This is a genomic window from Clostridium sp. HBUAS56017, from assembly GCF_007115085.1.
Classification (GTDB): Bacteria; Bacillota; Clostridia; order Clostridiales; family Clostridiaceae; genus Clostridium; species Clostridium cibarium.
Genome location: NZ_SULK01000006.1, coordinates 42,037 through 59,508, shown reverse-complemented (window position 1 = coordinate 59,508; position 17,472 = coordinate 42,037). Strand labels below are relative to the sequence as shown.

At 31.0% G+C, this 17,472-nt stretch carries 12 protein-coding genes; 8 read left to right on the top strand and 4 right to left on the bottom strand.

Annotation, left to right across the window (positions count from 1 at the left end; all coding sequences use genetic code 11):
• The 3 genes from FAY47_RS20870 to FAY47_RS07355 form a co-directional block, all read left to right on the top strand.
• A partial coding sequence (locus FAY47_RS20870) for a phosphoribosyltransferase family protein (RefSeq protein WP_243129569.1) occupies window positions 1-480 on the top strand: 480 nt, incomplete at its 5' end.
• 446 nt (window positions 481-926) lie between these two features.
• Window positions 927-5,489: a glutamate synthase large subunit gene (gene gltB / locus FAY47_RS07360; protein WP_143316054.1), complete on the top strand. Its 4,563-nt coding sequence runs from the start codon at window positions 927-929 to the stop codon at window positions 5,487-5,489.
• Between the two features lie 11 nt (window positions 5,490-5,500).
• Complete coding sequence (locus FAY47_RS07355) at window positions 5,501-6,988, top strand: glutamate synthase subunit beta (RefSeq protein WP_143316053.1); 1,488 nt, start codon at window positions 5,501-5,503, stop codon at window positions 6,986-6,988.
• A gap of 112 nt (window positions 6,989-7,100) precedes the next feature.
• On the opposite strand, the gene FAY47_RS07350 is transcribed toward FAY47_RS07355, so the two are convergent.
• Entirely contained in the window at window positions 7,101-8,477 is a 1,377-nt protein-coding gene (locus FAY47_RS07350) for a DUF2334 domain-containing protein (RefSeq protein ID WP_243129568.1), read from the bottom strand.
• A gap of 211 nt (window positions 8,478-8,688) precedes the next feature.
• Between FAY47_RS07350 and pflB the strand changes: the two genes are divergently transcribed.
• Both pflB and pflA read left to right on the top strand, forming a co-directional pair.
• A complete protein-coding gene (gene pflB, locus FAY47_RS07345) occupies window positions 8,689-10,923 on the top strand; it encodes a formate C-acetyltransferase (RefSeq protein ID WP_143316051.1) in 2,235 nt (744 codons plus the stop codon).
• Window positions 10,924-11,045: 122 nt separating this feature from the next.
• The gene (gene pflA / locus FAY47_RS07340) at window positions 11,046-11,753 is read left to right on the top strand and encodes a pyruvate formate-lyase-activating protein (RefSeq protein ID WP_143316050.1); all 708 of its coding nucleotides are present in this window, start codon (window positions 11,046-11,048) and stop codon (window positions 11,751-11,753) included.
• Between the two features lie 50 nt (window positions 11,754-11,803).
• On the opposite strand, the gene FAY47_RS07335 is transcribed toward pflA, so the two are convergent.
• Window positions 11,804-12,013, bottom strand: a complete 210-nt coding sequence (locus FAY47_RS07335) for a hypothetical protein (protein ID WP_143316049.1) — start codon at window positions 12,011-12,013, stop codon at window positions 11,804-11,806.
• Window positions 12,014-12,167: 154 nt separating this feature from the next.
• Between FAY47_RS07335 and FAY47_RS07330 the strand changes: the two genes are divergently transcribed.
• The gene (locus FAY47_RS07330) at window positions 12,168-13,397 is read left to right on the top strand and encodes a M48 family metalloprotease (RefSeq protein ID WP_143316048.1); all 1,230 of its coding nucleotides are present in this window, start codon (window positions 12,168-12,170) and stop codon (window positions 13,395-13,397) included.
• A 42-nt stretch (window positions 13,398-13,439) separates the two neighbouring features.
• Here the strand turns inward: FAY47_RS07330 and FAY47_RS07325 are convergent, their stop codons facing one another.
• Together FAY47_RS07325 and rocF are read right to left on the bottom strand one after the other, a co-directional pair.
• On the bottom strand, window positions 13,440-14,045 hold the full coding sequence (locus FAY47_RS07325; protein ID WP_143316047.1) for a 3'-5' exonuclease: 606 nt from the start codon (window positions 14,043-14,045) through the stop codon (window positions 13,440-13,442).
• 63 nt (window positions 14,046-14,108) lie between these two features.
• Window positions 14,109-15,005: an arginase gene (gene rocF, locus FAY47_RS07320; RefSeq protein WP_143316046.1), complete on the bottom strand. Its 897-nt coding sequence runs from the start codon at window positions 15,003-15,005 to the stop codon at window positions 14,109-14,111.
• Window positions 15,006-15,186: 181 nt separating this feature from the next.
• On the opposite strand from rocF, the gene FAY47_RS07315 reads away from it, so the two are divergent.
• Both FAY47_RS07315 and FAY47_RS07310 read left to right on the top strand, forming a co-directional pair.
• Window positions 15,187-16,137, top strand: coding sequence for an L-lactate dehydrogenase (locus FAY47_RS07315; protein ID WP_143316045.1), 951 nt, complete (start codon window positions 15,187-15,189; stop codon window positions 16,135-16,137).
• Between the two features lie 309 nt (window positions 16,138-16,446).
• Window positions 16,447-17,463 (top strand): phosphodiester glycosidase family protein, encoded by a 1,017-nt coding sequence (locus FAY47_RS07310; RefSeq protein WP_143316044.1) that lies wholly within the window; start codon window positions 16,447-16,449, stop codon window positions 17,461-17,463.
• Window positions 17,464-17,472: the final 9 nt, after the last annotated feature.

Genomic DNA, 17,472 nt, shown 5'->3' with positions numbered 1-17,472 from the left:
AATGTAGTTTTTGGTCCTGCATATAAAGGAATTCCCCTAAGTGTTACAACTACAATAGCATTATCTGACATGTATGGTATTGATGTTAATTACTGTTCTAATAGGAAAGAAGTAAAGGATCATGGAGATAAAGGTATACTACTAGGAAGTAAGATAGGTGATGGAGATAAAATACTTATAGTTGAAGATGTAACTACAGCAGGAACTTCCATTTATGAAACAATGCCTATTTTGAAAGAACAAGGAAATGTAGATGTGACTGGGTTAATAATTTCGGTTGACAGGATGGAAAGAGGGCAAGGGGAAAAATCAGCGTTGGAAGAAATTAGAGAAAAATTTGGATTTAAAACTTGTGCTATTGTTACTATGGCAGAGGTGAGAGAATATTTGTACAACAAAGAGATAAATGGAAATATAATAATTGATGATGAAATAAATGCTAGAATTGATGCTTACTATGACATATACGGAGCAAAGTAAATAATTTTAGAAATCAGGGAGAAATAATTTTGCTAGCATAATTAAAAAAAGCTAACTATAGCATTGGCATAATGATATAGTTAGCTTTTTATCATGAAAATAATGTGTGATTAAAATAAGAATAATAAGATTAAGTTAGAATTAAGATGAGAAAGTCAGTATAAAGAATATGAATATTAAAAATACAAAAAAGTAAAATTAATCATATTGTATTAATTGACGAAAATTAATATAATATACTTAATAATAATACGTTTATTTAGATAATTTCGTAAAAAAATATAGTGAATGCTAATAAACGTGCTTTAATTAATATGGTATCTGCTATTTTTATAAAAGGATTTATAGGTCGAAACTTAAAATAATAAAGAAATTATGCTAAAATCTTTATAAAAATAAAAAAAAGTTATATATTATAATGAAAGAGACTTGAAAGGATAGGTTGTATGAGAAGAGAAAATGATATTATAGGAAAAGGTTCAAATTGTGGGCTATACGATTCAAGATTTGAACATGATAATTGTGGTATTGGGGCTGTAGTTAATATCAAGGGAATAAAAACTCATGAAACCGTAGCGAACGCCCTAAAGATTGTTGAGAATTTGGAACATAGAGCAGGTAAAGATGCTGAGGGTAAGACTGGTGATGGAGTAGGAATATTACTTCAAATATCACATGAATTCTTTCTAGAAGCTGTAAAGTCTTTAGATATAAATTTAGGCTTTGAGAGAGATTATGGAGTAGGAATGTTCTTTTTTCCACAAGATGAATTAAAGAAAAATCAAGCAAAAAAGATGTTTGAGATAATTGTAGAGAAAGAGGGATTAGAATTTTTAGGATGGAGAGAGGTGCCAACAGACGCTGGAGTACTTGGAAGTAAAGCTGTTGATTGCATGCCTTGTATAATGCAAGGTTTTGTGAAGAGACCTAATGATATAGAACAAGGATTAGAATTTGATCGTAAACTTTATGTGGTTCGAAGGGTATTTGAACAAAGTAACGATAATACATATGTAGTGTCATTATCTAGTCGTACTATCGTATATAAAGGAATGTTTTTAGTTGGACAACTTCGATTGTTCTTCAAAGATTTGCAAAATCCATTATATGAATCAGCAATCGCTTTAGTACATTCACGTTTTAGTACAAATACAAATCCGAGCTGGCATAGAGCTCATCCAAATAGATTTATCGTTCATAATGGAGAAATTAATACAATCCGTGGTAATGTAGATAAAATGCTTGCGAGAGAAGAAAATATGTCGTCCCGATATTTAGAAAAGGACATGCATAAAGTAATTCCAGTTGTAAATCAAGAAGGATCAGATTCAGCAATGCTTGATAATACGCTTGAATTCTTAGTAATGAGCGGAATGCCATTACCACTTGCAGTAATGATTACAATACCAGAGCCATGGAGTAAAGATAATAGTATAAGTCAATCTAAAAAAGATTTTTATCAATATTATGCTACAATGATGGAACCATGGGATGGCCCAGCTTCTATACTTTTTAGCGATGGCGATATGATGGGAGCAATATTAGATCGTAATGGACTTAGACCATCTCGTTATTATATAACTGATGATGATTATTTAATACTTTCTTCAGAAGTAGGAGTGCTTGATATTGATTCTTCTAAAATTATTGTAAAAGAAAGATTAAGACCAGGTAAAATGTTACTTGTTGATACTGTTAAGGGGGAGCTTATTGACGATGAAGTATTAAAAGAACATTATGCGCATAAACAACCATATGGAGAATGGCTTGATAGTAATTTAATAAAATTAAAGGATCTTAATATTCCAAATAAGAGAGTGGAAGAATATTCGAATGAAGAGAGAGCAAGACTTCAGAGAGCTTTTGGATATACATATGAAGATTTAAAAACAGCAATTCTTCCAATGGCTAAAACAGGAGCAGAACCAACTGCTGCTATGGGAGTGGATAGTCCGCTGCCAGTTTTATCTAGAATGAAACAACCATTATTTAATTACTTTAAACAGCTTTTTGCACAAGTAACTAATCCACCAATAGATGCTATAAGAGAAGAAATAGTTACATCAACATCTGTATATATTGGGGAAGATGGAAATCTTCTAGAAGAAGAAGCGATTAATTGTAGAGTTTTAAAAGTCAATAATCCAATACTTACAAGTACTGATTTATTGAAGATAAAAAATATGAAGGTAGATGGATTTAAAGTAGTAGTAATTCCAATTACTTATTATAAGAATACATCATTAGAACGTGCTATTGAGCATCTTTTCCTTGAAACTGATAGGGCATATAGAGATGGCGCTAATATTCTAATACTTTCAGATAGAGGAGTAGATGAAAATCACGTAGCAATACCATCACTTTTAGCAGTTTCAGCGCTTCAACAACATTTAGTTAAGACAAAGAAGAGAACTTCAGTAGCTATGATACTTGAAAGTGGCGAGCCAAGAGAAGTACATCATTATGCAACTTTACTTGGATATGGTGCATGTGCGATTAATCCATATTTAGCACAAGATAGTATAAAAGAACTTATTGATAATAAAATGCTTGATAAAGATTACTATGCAGCAGTAGATGACTATAATAATGCAATACTTCACGGAATAGTTAAGATTGCATCTAAAATGGGGATATCTACAATTCAATCTTATCAAGGATCGCAAATTTTTGAAGCAATAGGAATTAACTCAGAGGTTATAAATAAATACTTTACAAACACCGTAAGTAGAATTGAAGGAATTACTATTAAGGATATTGAGAGACAGGTAGATGAACTTCATTCAACAGCTTTTGACCCACTTGGACTTAATGTGGATTTAACTTTAAACAGTGTAGGTAGTCATAAGCTAAGAAGTGAAAAAGAGGAGCATTTATATAATCCTCAAACAATTCATCTTCTACAATCAGCAACGCGTAATGGAGATTATGAAACGTTTAAACAATATACTTCACTTATTAATAGTGAAACAGATATTGGGAATCTTAGAGGCTTATTAGAATTTAATTATCCTAAGAATGGAATTCCTATTGATGAAGTTGAAAGCGTTGAGTCTATTGTTAAGAGATTTAAAACGGGTGCTATGAGTTATGGATCTATATCAAAGGAAGCTCATGAAACTCTTGCAATAGCAATGAATAAACTTCAAGGAAAATCAAATTCTGGTGAAGGAGGAGAGGATTTAGAAAGACTTACTGTTGGAAAAGATGGTCTTAATAAGTGTTCTGCAATAAAGCAAGTTGCATCAGGTAGATTTGGGGTTACATCTAGATATTTAGTTAGTGCTAAAGAAATTCAAATAAAGATGGCACAAGGTGCTAAACCAGGTGAAGGTGGTCAATTACCAGCAGGTAAAGTATATCCATGGGTTGCTAAAACAAGACATTCAACTCCTGGAGTAGGATTAATATCACCACCACCACACCATGATATATATTCAATTGAAGATTTAGCTCAATTAATATATGATTGCAAGAATGCAAATAAGGATGCTAGAATATCAGTTAAACTTGTTTCAGAAGCAGGGGTAGGTACTGTTGCAGCTGGTGTTGCTAAAGCTGGTGCACAAGTTATTCTTGTTTCAGGTTATGATGGAGGTACAGGTGCTGCACCTAGAAATTCAATATACAATGCAGGACTTCCATGGGAACTTGGAGTTGCAGAAACACATCAAACATTAATAATGAATGATTTAAGATCAAAAGTTATTCTAGAAACTGATGGTAAACTTATGAGCGGTAGAGATGTACTTGTTGCAGCTTTACTTGGAGCAGAAGAATTTGGTTTTGCAACTGCACCGCTTGTGACTTTAGGATGTGTAATGATGAGAGTTTGTAATTTGGATACATGTCCAGTTGGGGTTGCAACCCAAAATCCAGAACTTAGAAAGAGATTTAAAGGTAAGCCAGAATATGTAATGAATTTTATGCGATTTGTAGCAGAGGAATTACGTGAATATATGGCTAAGCTTGGAATAAGAAAAGTTGACGAGTTAATAGGAAGAACTGATCTGTTAAAACAAAAAGGAAATGTTAAGACAGGCACTGCTAGTGCAGTAGATCTTTCTAGAATAATCAATAACCCTTATATAGGAGAAAATTATGCTAACATTAGTTATGCTAATAAACAAGTATATGATTTCGAACTTGAGAAAACTGTGGATGAAAAAATTCTGCTTAAGAAGTTGAAATCTGCACTTGATAATAAGGAAAAGAAAATTATTGAAATAGGTGTGACCAATATAGATCGTACGCTTGGAACAATATTTGGTTCGGAAATTACAAAGAAATATCATAATACTTTAGAAGATGATACTTTTGTAGTTAAGTGTAATGGTAGTGGTGGACAAAGTTTTGGAGCATTTATTCCAAAGGGATTAACACTTGAACTTGTTGGAGATAGTAACGACTATTTAGGAAAAGGTCTATCTGGAGGAAAGATAGTGGTTTATCCGCCAAAGGGAGCTAGATTCAAAGAAGATGAAAATATTATAATAGGTAATGTTGCACTATATGGTGCTACTAGTGGTAAAGTATTTATAAATGGTGTTGCAGGAGAGAGATTCTGTGTACGTAACTCAGGAGCAACGGCAGTTGTTGAAGGAGTTGGGGAACACGGTTGTGAATATATGACTGGTGGACGTGTTATTGTACTTGGTAGAACAGGTAAAAACTTTGCTGCTGGTATGAGCGGTGGAATTGCTTATGTATTAGATGAAGACAGAGATTTATACAAGAAGCTAAATAAGGAGCTTGTTTCAACTGAAGGAGTTACTTCTAAGTATGACGTTTTAGAATTAAAAGAAATTATTGAAGAACATGTAAAACATACTAATTCTAAAAAAGGTAAAGAGATACTAGAGAATTTTGGAGAGTACTTACCAAAGTTTAAAAAGGTAATCCCATATGATTATAAGCGTATGCTTATGACAACAGTTCAAATGGAAGAAAAGGGACTTAGCAGTGAACAAGCACAAATTGAAGCATTTTATGCTAATACAAAGAGATAGGAGAGAATAACATGGGAAAACCAACAGGCTTTTTAGAATTTGAACGTGAAAATAGTTTAGCTATAGATCCAAAGGAAAGAATAAAGAATTTTAATGAATTTCATACACCACTGTCACAAGACAAAAGAAAAGCGCAAGGAGCTCGTTGTATGGATTGTGGAGTGCCATTTTGTCAATCAGGAATGACAATAAAAGGAGCTACTACAGGATGTCCTTTGCATAACTTAATTCCAGAATGGAATGATTTAATATTTGGTGATAATTGGGATCAAGCATATAAGCGTTTATTAAAAACAAATAACTTCCCAGAGTTTACAGGAAGAGTATGTCCAGCTCCTTGTGAGGCAGCTTGTACTTCAGGAATTAACTCTTCTCCGGTTTCTATTAAGGAAAATGAGTTAAGTATTATTGAAAATGCTTACGAAAATGGTTTTGTTGAAGTTAAAAAATCAAAGGTTAGAACAGGAAAGAAGATTGCAATTGTGGGGTCTGGACCATCAGGTCTTGCAGCTGCAGATCAGTTAAACAAGCGTGGACATGATGTAACAGTATATGAAAGGGAAGATCGTATTGGTGGATTACTTATGTATGGAATCCCAAATATGAAACTTGAAAAAAGTGTTATAGAAAGAAAAGTTTCTATAATGAAAGAAGAAGGCGTTAATTTTGTAACTAATGCAAATGTTGGTGTAAACATTAAGGTTGCAAAGTTAAAGAAGGAATATGACAGCATTATACTAGCTTGTGGTTCATCAAATCCAAGGGATATTAAAGTTCCAGGAAGACAAGCTAAAGGAATATATTTTGCAGTGGATTTTCTAAAGTCGACCACAAAGAGTCTTTTAAATTCGAATTTGCAAGATAGTAAGTTTATATCAGCTAAGGGTAAGAAGGTTATTGTAATTGGTGGTGGAGATACTGGAAATGACTGTGTTGGAACATCTATTAGGCATGGAGCAGCATCAGTAACTCAACTAGAAATGATGCCAAAATTGCCAGATCAGAGAGCGGAAAATAACCCTTGGCCAGAATGGCCTAGAGTTTGTAAAACAGACTATGGACAAGAAGAAAATATTGCTGTATTTGGACATGATCCTAGAGTTTATCAAACTACAGTAAAGGAGTTTGTAGCTAATGAAGCAGGTGAAGTTTGTAAGGTAAAGTTAGTTAAGCTTGAGAGTAAGAAAGATAAAGAAACAGGTAGAATAAAGATGGTAGAAATACCAGGATCAGAATATGAGATAGAAGCTGATTTGGTTCTTATAGCTGCAGGTTTTTTAGGAAGTGAAAACTATGTTACAAAAGCTTTTAATGTAGCTGTGGATGGACGTACTAATGTACTAACTGAGTCTGGAAAATATAAGACAAGTGTTGAGGGGATTTTTGTAACAGGTGATATGCATAGGGGTCAGTCTTTAGTTGTTTGGGCAATTAGAGAGGGGCGAGAAGTTGCAAAAGAAGTTGATTTTAGTTTAATTGGATATACAAATTTAGAGTAAAACAAAGAAAAGTGGATTCGATTGAGTCCACTTTTTTTATACATAGTTAAGTAGAAAGATTCTCATCTTTTAGGATTTAAAAATCACTAGAAGAGAGAATCTTTTATTTTTATTATTTATTAGATTTTTTTAGTTCATCTACATGTATTGTGGCACAGTTATTATCTTTTATGGATTTAACTATAGTTTTCATTGGAGAATCATCTTTTAGCGTATAGTTAAGTTTATCATTATTTGTATTAAAGTCGATGTAGTCAACTTCTATAGATGGATGATAAAAGAAACTTTTTAACACTTCAGGGTCATTAGAAGCAAGACCATTAGTTATACTTGCTGAACTTCCGTTTTCTACAAAACCTAGAGGGGTTGGAACAAAGAGATTACCACTCTTAGTTTTGTAAATATTTTTCTTTGAATTATCATAAGGTTCATAGACGTACCTAAAATATTCGCCTATTATTTTTTGTTGAAATGGAGTATCTCTATAATGAGGACTCTCATAAAAGCTTATTGGTATATTTAGTGCACTTGCAGTATCAATGCCCTTTTCAATAACTTGTCTAGTGGATTTTTCATCACTATTGACAGTTTTGGACATTTCTTCACCAACAGCACTTCTTTCATCTCCATGCTGATGAGTATATCCGTGTAATCCTATTTCACATCCTTTATTAAGTAAGTAATCAAGGATATTAATAAATCCTACATTAGTAATATTATTATTCTCCAGCAAATCATTATCTATATTATCAACAGGAGCCTTAAATCTAGGAATCCAACCTATATGAAATTTAATTCCTTGAGAATATAAATAGCTTGCCATAATTTTGACTTTTGTTTGATTTTTGTCGACCAAATTTGAATCACCACAAGCAAAATCTTCGAATCTAAATAATGCAATATCTTGATTGTCTTGAAGCGGTATTTCTTTAGGGGCTTTCACATCAGAAGATAACAAACTAATGCTATTTGTTTGAAAGTTAAAAACAGCAAATAAGTTGAAAATTTCTTCTATATCAGAGATAGAGATATAAGGTTCGTTATCTTTATATAGTAAATTTCCTCTGAGCGAACCAGTAATATTATTTTTTGTAAATGAGTTGCTACTGATCAAGATTTTAGTTGAATTATTTTGTAGTGAACACAATTGATCAGTGTTAAGATCAGTATAACCTAATTTTTTTGATATGTATGATACTGGAATGTAATACCTTTGTGCTTTTAAAAGCACAGGGACATTTTTTATATTATGATCGCTTAAAATGTTAAAAGTAACATTAGAAACTTCAGATACAGGCATATAATCAAAATACAGTTGAGCTTTATATACGCTCTTAAAGTCATCATCTGGTAAAAGATAGGATGACAATACGTTATTTCTTATTGTTACTTCATCGCTAAAGAAATCATAATATGAAAGCACCTCATATGCTACAAAAGCACTGATTAAAATAGCTGGAATAAATATTAATTTTATAATTTTTCTCACGTTAAACACCTACCAGTTATATTACAAATTTATATTTATTATAATTATACTATTTTTAGTAAAAGTAGTATACAAAAATTTTGCTTAATTTGACGAAAGAGATAATATTTATATAAATAAAAAATTGTGATTTAAATCACTTTAAATTATGGTAGATATAATATATAATACTATTATTGATATTAATTATCAACAAAAGGAGGAAATAAAAATGTATATTCAATGGAATGGTTTTAAAGAAGGAACTTGGCAAGAAAGAATTGACGTAAGAAATTTTATACAGAAGAATTATAAATTATATGAAGGTGATGGAAGTTTCTTAGAAGGAACTACTGAAAAAACTGATAAAGTATGGAGCAAAGCCCATGCTTTAATAGTGGAAGAAATAAAAAAAGGAATAATAGACGTAGCAACAGATAGAGTATCTGGGATAGACAACTATGAACCAGGATATATAGATAGAGAAAATGAAGTAATTGTAGGGCTTCAAACAGATGCACCACTTAAAAGAATTGTGAATCCTTTTGGTGGGATGAGGATGGTAGAAAGTTCTTTGAAGGAATATGGTTACGAATTAGATTCAGACATAAAAAAACATTTTTCAAATTATAGAAAAACACATAATGAAGGTGTTTTTGATGCATATACAAAAGAAATAAGACTAGCAAGATCCGCTGGGCTTTTAACTGGACTTCCAGATGCATACGGACGAGGTAGGATAATAGGAGATTATAGAAGAATAGCTCTTTATGGAATTGATTTCTTAATAGAAGAAAAAATGAAAGATTTAGATAGTGATATCATGCATGGAGATATGCTTGATGAATTGGTAAGAAAGAGAGAAGAGGTTTCAGAACAAATTAGAGCCTTAAAAGCTATTAAATCTATGGCGTTAAAATATGGTATAGATATATCTAAGCCAGCAGCTACAGCAGCAGAAGCTGTACAAGCTTTATATTTTGGATATTTAGCTGGAGTAAAAGAAAATAACGGTGCTGCAACTTCACTTGGAAGAACTTCTACTTTCCTAGATATTTATATTGAAAGAGATTTGGCAGCAGGAATTATTACAGAAAAAGAAGCTCAAGAATTAATCGATCAATTTATAATCAAGTTAAGATTAGTTAGACATTTAAGAACTCCTGAGTATAATGAATTATTTGGAGGAGATCCAACATGGGTAACAGAATCAATCGGAGGAGTAGGCATCAATGGAAAGTCATTAGTTACAAAAAACTCTTTTAGATATTTACATACTTTAATAAATTTAGATACAGCACCAGAACCAAATCTTACAGTTTTATGGTCTCAAAACTTACCAGAAAACTTTAAGAAGTATTGTGCTAAAATTTCAATAAAAACTGATTCTATTCAATATGAGAATGATGATGTAATGAGACCAATATATGGTGATGATTATGCTATAGCATGTTGTGTATCTGCTATGAAGGTTGGTAAGCAAATGCAGTTCTTTGGAGCTAGATGTAACGTTGCAAAATCACTTCTATATGCAATAAATGGTGGTGTTGATGAAAAGAAGGGTATTCAAGTAGTTCCAGGAATAGAAAAACTTACAGATGAACTTCTAGACTTTAATAAGGTTAGAGAAAATTACAATAAAGTTTTAGAATATGTAGCCAAGCTTTATGTAGATACAATGAATATAATACACTGCATGCATGATAAATATGCTTATGAAGCAGGTCAAATGGCTTTACATGATACACAAGTAGAAAGACTTATGGCTTTTGGTATAGCAGGTTTATCTGTAGCTGTAGATTCATTATCAGCTATAAAATATGCTAAGGTAAAACCAATTAGAAATGAAGAAGGTATAGCAATAGATTTTACTACTGAAGGAGATTTCCCTAAGTACGGTAATGATGATGATAGAGCAGATGATTTAGGGGTAGAATTAGTTACTAAGTTCTCATCAGAACTTAAAAAGCATCCTTTATATAGAGATGCACATCATACATTATCAGCACTTACTATAACTTCAAATGTTATGTATGGAAAGAAAACAGGTTCAACTCCAGATGGTAGAAAAGCTGGAGAAGCATTAGCACCAGGGGCTAATCCAATGCATGGTAGAGATATAAATGGAGCATTGGCATCTTTAAATTCAGTTGCTAAAATTCCGTATAATGAGGTGTGTCAAGATGGAGTTTCTAACACTTTTTCTATAATACCAGATGCTTTAGGAAAAGAAGATGAGCAAAGACTTAATAATCTAGTATCTATTTTAGATGGATACTTTGTACAAGGTGCACATCATTTAAATGTTAATGTACTAAATAGAGAAACACTAATAGATGCAATGGAAAATCCAGAAAAATATCCTACTTTAACTATAAGGGTTTCTGGATATGCAGTTAACTTCAATAGATTAACTAAAGAACAACAATTAGAAGTAATAAGTAGAACATTCCATAAGAGTATGTAAATAAATATAAAAATTATAGAAAGGTGAAAGAATTTTGTTTTATTATTCTTTCACCTTTCCATATACTATGATATGTTATAATAAAGAGTATTAAAAAGTTAGAGTTATTAATGGAGGAAGATATGGCTATAGGAAGAATACATTCAATAGAATCAATGGGTCTTGTAGATGGGCCTGGAATTAGAGTGGTAGTGTTTTTTCAAGGATGTGCGTTAAGGTGCAAGTACTGCCATAATCCAGATACATGGGCTATGGATGGTGGGGAAGAATATACAGCTGAAAGGCTGGTAAAAAAAATTGAAAGCTTTAAACCTTATTTTCAAAGAAGTGGAGGAGGAGTTACTTTTTCAGGAGGAGATCCTCTAAGACAGCCAGATTTTCTTTTAGAAGTGCTTAAACTTTGTAAGGAAAATGGTATAAACACTTGTATTGATACAGCCGGATATGGATTTGGAAATTATGATGAAATCTTAAAGTATACTGACTTAGTTCTTTTTGATATAAAAGATATAACTAGGGAAGGTTATAAAAACATAACGTTAATGGAAATGGACGAATCATTGAAATTCTTAGAAGCTATGAAGAAGAATAATACGAAAATGTGGATTAGGCATGTGGTAGTGCCAGGATTTACAGATGGAGAAGAGCATATAAGAGCATTTAATGAGTATATATTAGATATTCCAAATGTAGAGAAAGTAGAACTATTACCATATCATCTTTTGGGTGTAAATAAGTATGAGGGAATGAATATGAAATATCCATTACAAGATGTTCCTGCAATGGATAAAGAACTATGTGAAGGTTACAAGAAAATAATAACTAAATAAAATAAGCACCAGTTACTATAAAGTTTTAGTAATTGGTGCTTTAATTAACATTAATTATGAATATTTTCATTAGAAGTTTGTTTTTTCTCAAATTTTTTTTTAGCGGCTTCATATTTCTTTGGATCATAAAACATGCATATAGATAAAAAAAGACCTATTGGTATGCTTATATAGATTCGTTGAAACAAAAATGTGAAACAAGCAGACAAGCCTATAAAGGATAATAGAAATAAGAAAAAGTTTCTAGTAGTGAAATTCATAAATAAGACCTCCTAAATAGTTATAAGTTAATTATACATAATATTTGGAAAAGTAACAATAAATATGAAAAATAAAATTAAATGTTTACATTAGCTTTTTAAGGATTATTTCTTTAAGATAGTAATATATATAGAAGTGGATGGAGGAGATGTGATGAAGAAATTTCTTATAAGAACGATGGTAGGATTTGCTTTAATATTTGTTATATTATTTTGTATAACTATGTTTTTAGAGTATAAGAACAAAAGTAATTTACTAGAGGAGGTTAAAATTGAACAAATTGTTGAGGATGGAAAGATTCAGGTGCCTGCTACACCTAGTAAGGTAGAAGTTAATTATGAATTTTCACAGGTTTATTTTTATAGTGGAATTTTAATTAACTTATCCATTCCGGTATTATTTTATTACTTTGGAGGAATTGAAGTAATTAAGAAAGCAAATTTTAGGAAAAAGATAGTAGAAGGAGGAGTATTGTGTATTTTATATGGAGCATTATCTGAAATATTGATTTTTCCTAAAATATTATTTAGTAGTTTTTATAGAGCGAAGTTGGTAGGGTTAAGCAATCAAAGTTTTTTTGATTTTTTGGGTGATTTTGCAAAGGGAATAGGAGAAGATTTATTGCTAACTTTACCTATAGCCGTTATTATATATTTGATTTTTATAAATAAGAAAAGATGGTATATATGGGTATCAGCTATACTTGTAGCAATTAGTTTGGTTAGCAATTATGTTTATCCTTATATTGATGAAATAGAGAATGATCTTGTTGATATGGAAGGTGGTGGACTAAAAGATAAAATTTTAGAGCTATCAAAAGATGCAGGAATTGAAAATTTAGAGATTAAAGTTATTCCTAAAAGCCATAAAACTGGAAGTATGAATGCCTATATGACAGGAATACATAATAGTAGAAGAATTGTATTTTGGGATACAACATTAAATAAGTTAAGTGACAAAGAAATATTATCGGTAGCAGCACATGAAATGGGACATTACAAGCTTAATCATATTCAAAAGTCGATGATTTTTGAATTGATAGGGATAGTATTATTAATACTATCAATTCATATATTAATGACAAAAAATAAAGGAAAGGACTATAGGAAAATTGAAAATATCCCTAAAATACTTTTGATAATAAATATAATATCTATCTTAATTATGCCTATTGAAAGTGCCTATTCAAGAAAGGCAGAAGTAGAAGCTGACGAGTTTGCAATGAGGATAACTGGGGATAATTTAACAAATGGTTTATTAGAATTAAGATTTGTGGAAAGTAATTTAACACCTGTTGATGTTAATGGATTATACAAATGGTTAGCGTATGATCATCCAACGGTTAAGGAAAGAATTGAAAATAGTAATAACTTTAAAAATTAATTAATAAGAGGTTATCTAGTAGTAGATAACCTCTTATTATATCTATTTTCTTGAACTAAAATATCCTGGTGGAATATATCCTTGTTTCATACCTTCAATGATTAGCAAATATGTTGCGGCAGTATCAAATCTTGCATCATGATAATCACCACTACCTTGAAATAATTGATCAGCTTTAGCTGAAATTTGATCTTTGCTTATATTTAAGAAAGATATAACTTCTTCAAGTTTTGGGTTTTTATAGTCTCCATTAGGACGCAAGATTTTGCATATATCTTTATAATAGTTCATTGTACAGAAAGTGTTTTTTGGCATATAGTCAATCCCCATACCTTCAAGTTCATGCTTTAAAAACTTTATATCGAAATTAACATTATGACCTATAACAAAATCAGCTTGGCTAAAATCATCTTCAAACTCTTCAAGTAAATCCTCGAAATACTTACCATCAGAAAGCTCGTATAATTTTTCTAATGAAAAGCCATGAATCGCTTGTGCAGAAGAATCCATTTCATCTACTGTTATAAAAAAGTTTTTTCCTTCTGTTTTTTGAGGTTTAGCTGAAGCATCTATTGTAATATAGCTTAACTGGCATATGTGACCAGGTTTTATACTAGTAGTTTCTGTATCGAAAATTAGTAATTTCATTTTCTTCCTCCTAAAGATTATTGTAATAATAATTTTATTATATCATAAATTAATATTTAGGAACTATAGTGAATCACTAATAGTATTTAGAAGAGATATGCAACTATTTAAGCAAATGTTATCTCTATCAAGTAGAGGATTAAACTCTACAAAATCCATAGATTTTACTTTTTTTGTTTGTAATATATTACGTAATATTTTTTTTCCGCCTTCTATTGTTAAGCCATCACTTACAGGAGTACCAGTACCAGGCACAAAGGAGGGGTCAATCGAGTCTATATCGAAACTTAAATGGATATTTGATATATTTTTTTTGTTAATAATATCTATAACTTCTTGTAGGCAATTATCCAACCCTTTTTCTTTAATATTGTTCATTGTCCATACGTTTAAGTTGTTTAATTTTATCAAATCTAATTCACCTTGATCTAAATCTCTAGCACCTATTATAAAAACATTTTCCATTGATACTTTTACATTTTTAGAAAATATAGAAGTAAGGCTGTCGTATCCAACTCCCATAGAAGCAGCTAGAGGCATTCCGTGAACGTTGCCTGAAGGTGATGTAATTTCTGTATTGAGATCACCATGAGCGTCAATCCATATCACAGCAAAATCATCCTTGTAAAATTCCCCAGCTGCAGCTACACTACCGAGGGCTAAAGCATGATCCCCACCTATAACTAATGGAAATTTATTGTCCTTTAAAGTGTTCCATACAGAATTAGCTAAAAGTTCACTACTGTTTAATATTTCACTTAGATACTTCATTTTTTTACTTTTTATGAATTTATCATTTGAGTGCACATCATTTATTTGAATGTTTCCTAAGTCATCTACTGAATGAGTCTTAGAAAAAATATTAACAAGTCCATTCTCTCTTAGTGTGTCAGGTCCAAGCTCCACTCCAGGTTTATCACAACCATAGAATAAAGGGACACCAATTATATTTATATTCATATTGCACCTCCAATTTTAGAGTTTATAGTCCATTAATTATATTAATAGCATAATGGTATAAAGTAAATATTAAATTTTATTTTATTTTTCTAATATAGTTTATGTTAAAATTAGGAGGAAAATTAATAAATATGTGGTATTATGATAAATATAAGAAAAGAAGTACAAAGGAGGATTAGTTATGTTTCAAGATGGAAAAAGAAAAATATCAATAATTGGTGCAGGATTTGTTGGGGCAACTACAGCATATGCTTTAATGAATAGTGGTATAGCTACTGAGATATGTATATATGATATTAATATGGATAAAGCGCTAGGCGAGGTAATGGATTTAGTTCATGGAACATCCTTTGTTAAGCCAGTAAACATTTACGCAGGAGGGCTTAGCGAAACAAAGGATTCGGATATAGTTATAATTACAGCAGGAGCAGGACAAAAAGAAGGTGAAACTAGATTAGATCTTATAGAAAAGAATCATAAGATATTTCAAGGCTTTATACCTGACATAGTGAAATATAGCCCGGAATCTATATTATTAGTTGTATCAAATCCTGTTGATGTTTTAACTTATATAACTTATAAATTATCTGGTTTCCCAAAGGAAAGGGTAATAGGCTCAGGTACAGTCTTAGACACATCAAGATTAAAATATGTTTTAGGAAAGTACTTTCAAGTAAATAACAATAACATTCATGGTTATGTCGTGGGTGAGCATGGAGATAGTGAAGTAGTAACTTGGAGTAGTTCTAGCATTTCAGGTGAAAGCTTCGAAAAATATTCGAGTCAAACTAATTTGCAATGGGATGAAGATATAAAGACGGTAATAGAAAATGATGTAAAAAATGCTGCATATGAAATAATAAGTAGAAAGAAGGCTACCTATTTTGCAATTGGGCTAGCAGTTAATAGAATAGTTGAAGCTATATTTAGAGATGAAAATAGTATTTTAACAGTTTCTAGTCTTTTTGAAGGGCAATATGGAATAGAGGATATTTATTTAGCTGTTCCAACTATAGTTGATAGAAATGGAGCAAAAAGTGTTATAGAAATGCCTTTAAGTGATATAGAAAAAGATAAACTTAAAAAATCGGCAGATATTTTAAAAGGGCATTTAAATAAATGCAATTTATAATAATAAGACCTATTAGGTAATTTATATGGTATAGTAGAGAACGTTTAACTGATCTACTATACCTTTTTGTTTTTATACTAATCAAGAATGGGTTGGTACTATTAATTAGAAATTATTACAAATAAAAGTAAATGATAAAAATAATAATATTTTACAATAATAAAAAATAGAAGTATAATTAAAAAGTATGTTTAAAATAAAGTCAAATATTAAAAAAAAATTACTTTTATTGATATAATTAAGTAATAATTATATAATAAAGCAAACAAATAATTTGCAAAATAAGCAAATTAGATGGAGAGGAATTGAATGGAGAAAAAGGTTAGAAGGAAGATTAAGAAAGATAATAGAGTAATTAGAAAATTTAGTTGGAAGTTACTTATAGGATTTATGATATTTCAATTGTTTTTTACAGTTATAACAGCTCCTTTTATATTATTTTATGGGCCTTTTCAAAATGCAAAATCAATGTTTGTTGGTGGAGCTATGGGGTCAATGCATTATCAGTGGTTAGCAACTACTTTTCTTTCTAAAGAGCAAATTAACAAGATATTGGGGAAAAGTGAAGTAGAAGAAGATGTATCGACAGATGGTTCAGGTTTAATAAGCATACCAAAGAATCATGATGATAATATAAAATATGCCACTTTAGAGAATAATGATAAATTTCGTGGACATGTTCTTACTGTTAGTGATCCTACAAGAATTAAAATAGGATATACATCAAAGCTAAAAAAAGAAGGAGAAACTACATCACAAATAGCCGAAAACAATAAGGCAGTAGCTGGAGTTAATGGGGGAGCTTTTTCAGATGAAGCAAATTCGCAGGCATGGACTGCTAATGGAGGTACTCCTTCAGGTGTAATTATAACAGGTGGTAAAGTTATCTATGATGATACTTCAGGTAGTAAACAAGGTACTATACTTATGACAAAGGATGGACGCTTAGTTGCAGGTAATTATACTACAAAAGAATTATTGTCAAAAGGTGCTTCTGAAGCTGTAAGTTTTAATACGGATATTTTGGTTAGTAATGGAAAAGCAGCAAAATTACAATATCATATGGGAGGGTCTTCTCCAAGAACAATAATTGGGCAAAAACAAGATGGAAGCATTTTGTTAGTAGTTTTAGATTCAAAAAATAATAATAGAATTGCAGCGACTTTAGATGAAGCTCAGGAAATAATGCTTGATTTAGGTTGTGTAACAGCGGCTACATTAGATGGAGGTAAGTCTGCTACAATGTACTATAATGATGAAGTTGTAAATACACCTTCCTACGCATTTGGTGAAAGATATATACCAACTGCTGTTATAGTTAAATAAGTGAGAGAG

Bases quoted from the DNA above. Each gene is read 5' to 3' on its own strand.
- gltB (WP_143316054.1), top strand. From the start codon at position 927: ATGAGAAGAGAAAATGATATTATAGGAAAAGGTTCAAATTGTGGGCTA.
- FAY47_RS07355 (WP_143316053.1), top strand. From the start codon at position 5,501: ATGGGAAAACCAACAGGCTTTTTAGAATTTGAACGTGAAAATAGTTTA.
- pflB (WP_143316051.1), top strand. From the start codon at position 8,689: ATGTATATTCAATGGAATGGTTTTAAAGAAGGAACTTGGCAAGAAAGA.
- pflA (WP_143316050.1), top strand. From the start codon at position 11,046: ATGGCTATAGGAAGAATACATTCAATAGAATCAATGGGTCTTGTAGAT.
- FAY47_RS07335 (WP_143316049.1), bottom strand. From the start codon at position 12,013: ATGAATTTCACTACTAGAAACTTTTTCTTATTTCTATTATCCTTTATA.
- FAY47_RS07330 (WP_143316048.1), top strand. From the start codon at position 12,168: ATGAAGAAATTTCTTATAAGAACGATGGTAGGATTTGCTTTAATATTT.
- FAY47_RS07325 (WP_143316047.1), bottom strand. From the start codon at position 14,045: ATGAAATTACTAATTTTCGATACAGAAACTACTAGTATAAAACCTGGT.
- rocF (WP_143316046.1), bottom strand. From the start codon at position 15,005: ATGAATATAAATATAATTGGTGTCCCTTTATTCTATGGTTGTGATAAA.
- FAY47_RS07315 (WP_143316045.1), top strand. From the start codon at position 15,187: ATGTTTCAAGATGGAAAAAGAAAAATATCAATAATTGGTGCAGGATTT.
- FAY47_RS07310 (WP_143316044.1), top strand. From the start codon at position 16,447: ATGGAGAAAAAGGTTAGAAGGAAGATTAAGAAAGATAATAGAGTAATT.